At 66.9% G+C, this 4,882-nt stretch carries 3 protein-coding genes and 1 riboswitch; all 3 genes read left to right on the top strand.

Translation table 11 applies throughout. The features are described from left to right. The first annotated feature begins 272 nt into the window (after positions 1-272). A riboswitch (TPP riboswitch) is annotated at positions 273-386 on the top strand. The 3 genes from thiC (at position 381) to RKE29_RS27855 (ending at position 4,723) form a co-directional block, all read left to right on the top strand. Then, positions 381-2,147: a phosphomethylpyrimidine synthase ThiC gene (thiC, locus tag RKE29_RS27865; RefSeq protein WP_312008457.1), complete on the top strand. Its 1,767-nt coding sequence runs from the start codon at positions 381-383 to the stop codon at positions 2,145-2,147. It overlaps the preceding riboswitch by 6 nt. 2,058 nt (positions 2,148-4,205) lie before the next feature. Next, positions 4,206-4,475, top strand: coding sequence for a hypothetical protein (locus RKE29_RS27860; RefSeq protein ID WP_312008455.1), 270 nt, complete (start codon positions 4,206-4,208; stop codon positions 4,473-4,475). Positions 4,476-4,492: 17 nt separating this feature from the next. Then, complete coding sequence (locus RKE29_RS27855; RefSeq protein ID WP_312008454.1) at positions 4,493-4,723, top strand: hypothetical protein; 231 nt, start codon at positions 4,493-4,495, stop codon at positions 4,721-4,723. Positions 4,724-4,882 lie beyond the last annotated feature (159 nt).

Genomic DNA, 4,882 nt, shown 5'->3' with positions numbered 1-4,882 from the left:
GGGCGGCCCGGCGGCGGGTCCGGCGGGCGGCGGCCCGGCCGTCGGCGGGGTCGCGGGCGGCGGCTCGTACGGGTGCCCGTGCCCATGGCCGTGCCCGGTCCCGGGAGGTATCGACGTCACCCGGGCATCATCGCAAGCGGCGTACGGAACCCGGGCAGGCGGCACGCGCCACCCGGGCCGGGGCGGCACGCGCGCGGCGGGCGGGCGGCGCGTCCCACCTGCCCCAGGCCCCCTGTTCAGCCCGGCCGCCCACCCGTTAGCGTGGTGGGCACCTTTGCAATCGCGGGAGCTCGGAGCACCGGGCTGAGAGGGCGCTGACGACGCTGCGCCGACCGCCGAACCTGTTACCGGGTAATGCCGGCGTAGGGAGTGGGTCTCACATGACCATGCAGGATGCACGCACGCGCGCGATCGGCTGGCACAAGGCGTACGTCACCGGTTCGCGCCCGGACCTGCACGTTCCGGTCCGGCAGGTGCACCTCACCAACGGCCGCGACGTGACCCTGTACGACACGTCCGGCCCGTACACCGATCCGGCCGTCTCCACCGACGTACGGCGCGGCCTGGCCCCCGTGCGCGACGGCTGGATCGCCGCGCGCGGCGACACCGAGGAGTACGCGGGCCGCCCGCCGCGCCCGGAGGACGACGGCATCAAGCCGAGCGCGCAGGGCGCGGGCCTGCGCAACCTCGACGCCGTCTTCCCCGGCGGCGAGCGCAGGCCGCGCCGGGGCCGGGGCGGGGCCGCGGTGACCCAGCTCGCGTACGCGCGGCGCGGCGAGGTCACGGCCGAGATGGAGTACGTGGCGCTGCGCGAGAACGTCTCGCCGGAGGTCGTGCGCGAGGAGATCGCGGCGGGCCGCGCCGTGCTCCCGGCCAACGTCAACCACCCCGAGCTGGAGCCGATGATCATCGGCAAGCGGTTCCTGGTGAAGGTCAACGCCAACATCGGCAACTCGGCCGTCACCTCCTCCATCGAGGAGGAGGTCGAGAAGATGACGTGGGCCACCCGCTGGGGCGCGGACACCGTCATGGACCTGTCCACCGGCCGCAACATCCACACCACGCGCGAGTGGGTGCTGCGCAACTCGCCGGTGCCCATCGGCACGGTGCCGATCTACCAGGCGCTGGAGAAGGTCGACGGCCGCGCCGAGGACCTGACCTGGGAGATCTACAGGGACACGGTCATCGAGCAGGCCGAGCAGGGCGTCGACTACATGACCGTCCACGCGGGCGTGCTGCTGCGCTACGTGCCGCTGACGGCCCGCCGGAAGACCGGCATCGTGTCGCGGGGCGGCTCGATCATGGCCGCGTGGTGCCTGGCGCACCACCGGGAGAACTTCCTGTACGAGCACTTCGAGGAGCTGTGCGACATCCTCGCGGCGTACGACGTGACGTACTCCCTGGGCGACGGCCTGCGCCCCGGCTCCATCGCGGACGCCAACGACGAGGCGCAGTTCGCGGAGCTGCGCACGCTGGGCGAGCTGAACCGGATCGCCAAGGCGCGCGGCGTGCAGACGATGATCGAGGGCCCGGGCCACGTCCCGATGCACAAGATCAAGGAGAACATGGACCTCCAGCAGGAGATCTGCGAGGAGGCCCCGTTCTACACGCTCGGGCCCCTGACCACGGACGTGGCGCCCGGCTACGACCACATCACCTCGGGCATCGGCGCGGCGATGATCGCCTGGTGGGGCACGGCGATGCTGTGCTACGTCACGCCGAAGGAGCACCTGGGCCTGCCGGACCGGGACGACGTGAAGACCGGCGTCATCACGTACAAGATCGCCGCCCACGCGGCCGACCTGGCCAAGGGCCACCCGGGCGCGCAGGAGTGGGACGACGCGCTGTCCGACGCGCGCTTCGAGTTCCGCTGGGAGGACCAGTTCAACCTGGCCCTGGACCCGGACACGGCCCGCTCCTTCCACGACGAGACGCTTCCGGCGGAGCCGGCGAAGACGGCCCACTTCTGCTCGATGTGCGGGCCGAAGTTCTGCTCGATGAAAATTAGCAGAACCATCACAGAGCAGTACGGCGCCGACATGGGTCTGACCAGCGAGGATGCCGGGGAGGCCGCCGCTGGCATGCGCGCCAAGTCGGAAGAGTTCGCGGCGTCGGGGAACCGGATCTACCTGCCGATCGCGGACTGACGCTAGATGAGCGCGCCCCGGAGAAGGTCGCCGATGCCAACTTGATCCTCTCCGGGGCACGCTGGGGTACCAGACCTTCAGCCACGACTGCGGCGCGGTGAGCGGAGCCGCTGAGAGGCGCTGTACGGGGTCGGTGGGTTGAGCGTCCCCGTTGCCGCCCGAGCGAGGAACGGGCCCTCAGGCGCCGCGCACGCCGTAGGCGCGCAAGGCTTCGTCCAGTTCTCGGACTGCCCGCGTCTGCTGCCATGGGACGAGGTCGGCTCGAAGACTCCGAAGGCTTTGAACAACCCGAGGCGACTGGTTGACAGTCGTGATCTTCGCCGCAGCGGAGATCGTCTCGGCGGCTTGTTCAATATTCCCTTGCCGGATGTACGCTGATGACTTCCACGCCAAGGTATGCGCATAATCGCGCAAGTTTGTCTGATCCAGAAGCGGCAAGGCCGTCTCAATGGCGTGCAAAGAATCGCTGGGAGTGCCGAGGAGCAAACCGCATTCTCCGCGAGTGGTCCAATAGAACGACTCATCGTAGAAGTACCACCAGGTGGACAACGGTTGATCGTCCTCACACATGGCGGCAACGGCGGTACGCTCGTCTTCCAAAACCTTGCGTGTCTTGACTTCGTCGCCGTCTGCCGCATAAGCGCGCGCAGCCACGTCCGCCGCGTATGCGCGTGCCGCCCAACTGCCGGTCTGGTTGGCCCATGATTGCGCCGCCACGGCATGGTCAATCCCTACCCGAGGTTTTCCCTGCCAGGTGGCCATTTGGCTCATGGTGCACAGCACATACGAAACTAGTTCGACATTTTCGGCATCGTGGGCGGCCGTCCGCGCGTCGTCGTAGTAATACTGGGCCGCCCGGTAGTCTCCGAGGTCGAAAAATTGCCAGCCGATGATCTGGCTCAACTCCGCGTGCGCCGACAGCAGTCGTGGCTTTAGGCTGCCTGGTGCGGTGGCCAGGAATCCGCTCATGATTTCTCGCTGCGCGAGGGCGGTCCGCAGGGCTACCTGCGGGCCGAACATGTTGCCTTGCTTCCGGTATTGATGCGTTGCCTGCTCGATCTGTGTCATCGTCGCGGCATCGATGCTGCGCGAGTTCTCCATAACGGCACCAAGCGCTTGACGACCATCCGCCGACGCTATGTCGAATAGCGGAGCGGCGACCGCCATAGTGAGAGCTGTACTTACTTTCTGGAGCAAGTCTCGGCGATTCATTTCCGGAAATCCTCGCTGTATCCACACAAGCAGCGCCNTCATTTCCGGAAATCCTCGCTGTATCCACACAAGCAGCGCCTGTGCGAGTTCCGTGAGGCTTATGGCCTCGATTTTCCGCTCCAACTCTGCCGGGGCCACCGACGAAAGGGAGAACGCTGCACTGCCGTTGAAAGCCTCGGAGCCGGTATGCGATCCGGACCCGCCGCCCATACCGGGAAGAGTAATCGGTTGGGATTCCCGTTCTGCGCACGTGCGGTCGCCATCAATGAGGTCTTTGGTCTCGCATTCGTAGACCTTCGCCAAGCGTTCCAAAGTGGTCAGGCTCGGCTCACGGCCGGATTGCGGCCACGACTCCCAGAATGACAACTTCTTTTGCGTCATCGGGTGTTCGGCATCCGGGAACAGCTCGTTCCACCGGTCGGCGACCTGTTGTTGAGTCCATCCCCGGGCAATCCTCATGGCTTGCCGGGCGTTGACCTTCTCCTCACGCTGGATGCGGGCCGCGATGGCACCCCACGTCCACCCTTGCGCCCGTAACCCCTCGGACAGCACGGCCAACGCGGACTTGCGACTCCGGTAGTGCTTGCTGTGCGCCAACGCCGGTCTCCTCACCTGCGCTTGCCCGGTGTGTCCTTGCCATCGTACGGGCGGGCCGCGTGCCGCCCTGGTGTTCGTATACCCACTTCGGAGGCACCTGACCTGCGACTACTACACGTCCGTAGTAAGTCTGCGGACTACGGCAAGGCAACGGATCACACCTCTTGTGGTCCCCTCACGGCACCCGCCGGGCGGAGAGTCGAGGTCCACTCGCTACCGACGATGGACCGAGGGAGGGCGAGGGGCCCCATGGGCGACGAACAGGCGGCCGTAGAGCCTGCCGACAAGCCGGAGAAGTCGGCTTGCACGCTGACTGTCGGGGGCTACGCCCGTGACGACGGCGGCAGGGTGGGCGTGGTCATGGAGGTCTGGCCGAACAGCGTGTACCTCCGCCCGCAAGGCGGCGGCCGCGAATGGGTCCGCCCCGCCGACAAGGTGGCGCCGATCACCACGGGGGACGCGCTGCGAGTACGGGTAGCCGAAGAGCGCCGCAAGAGGCAGCAGGGGCGGGCTCGGTGAGGAAGATTTTCCGGTTCGTGGAATACGAACTCGTCCAGGACGAGACCACCCAGGAAGAACGCGTGATTTTATGCGTCTCTGGTGACGACGCGGATTGCGGGGCCACGTCCGGAATCCTCGGCAGCGAAGACGAATGCGTTGAGTGGATTCGTCGGCACGCCAAGAAGAACCCCGGGCACCGGCGCTACCAACGCGCGTTCATCGACTACGCGGTCCTTGTCCCGCCCTCGGGAAAGACCCCCGCATGATCTCCGCGTTCGTCCGAATCGTCCTCGGGGTGCTTGTATTCGGCGTGTCGGTGGTGGTGGGTTATCTCCTCACTGTTGCCAGTACGGAGCACTGGCCGTCTCCGACTCGAAAGGAGTTCCCGCATGAGCGGTCCGATCGAAGTCCGCCAGACCAAACGC

Source organism: Streptomyces sp. B1866, from assembly GCF_031932565.1.
In the GTDB taxonomy this organism is placed as follows: Bacteria; Actinomycetota; Actinomycetes; order Streptomycetales; family Streptomycetaceae; genus Streptomyces.
Note: the sequence above shows the minus strand (reverse complement) of the source record. Positions and strands in the feature narration are given on the sequence as shown.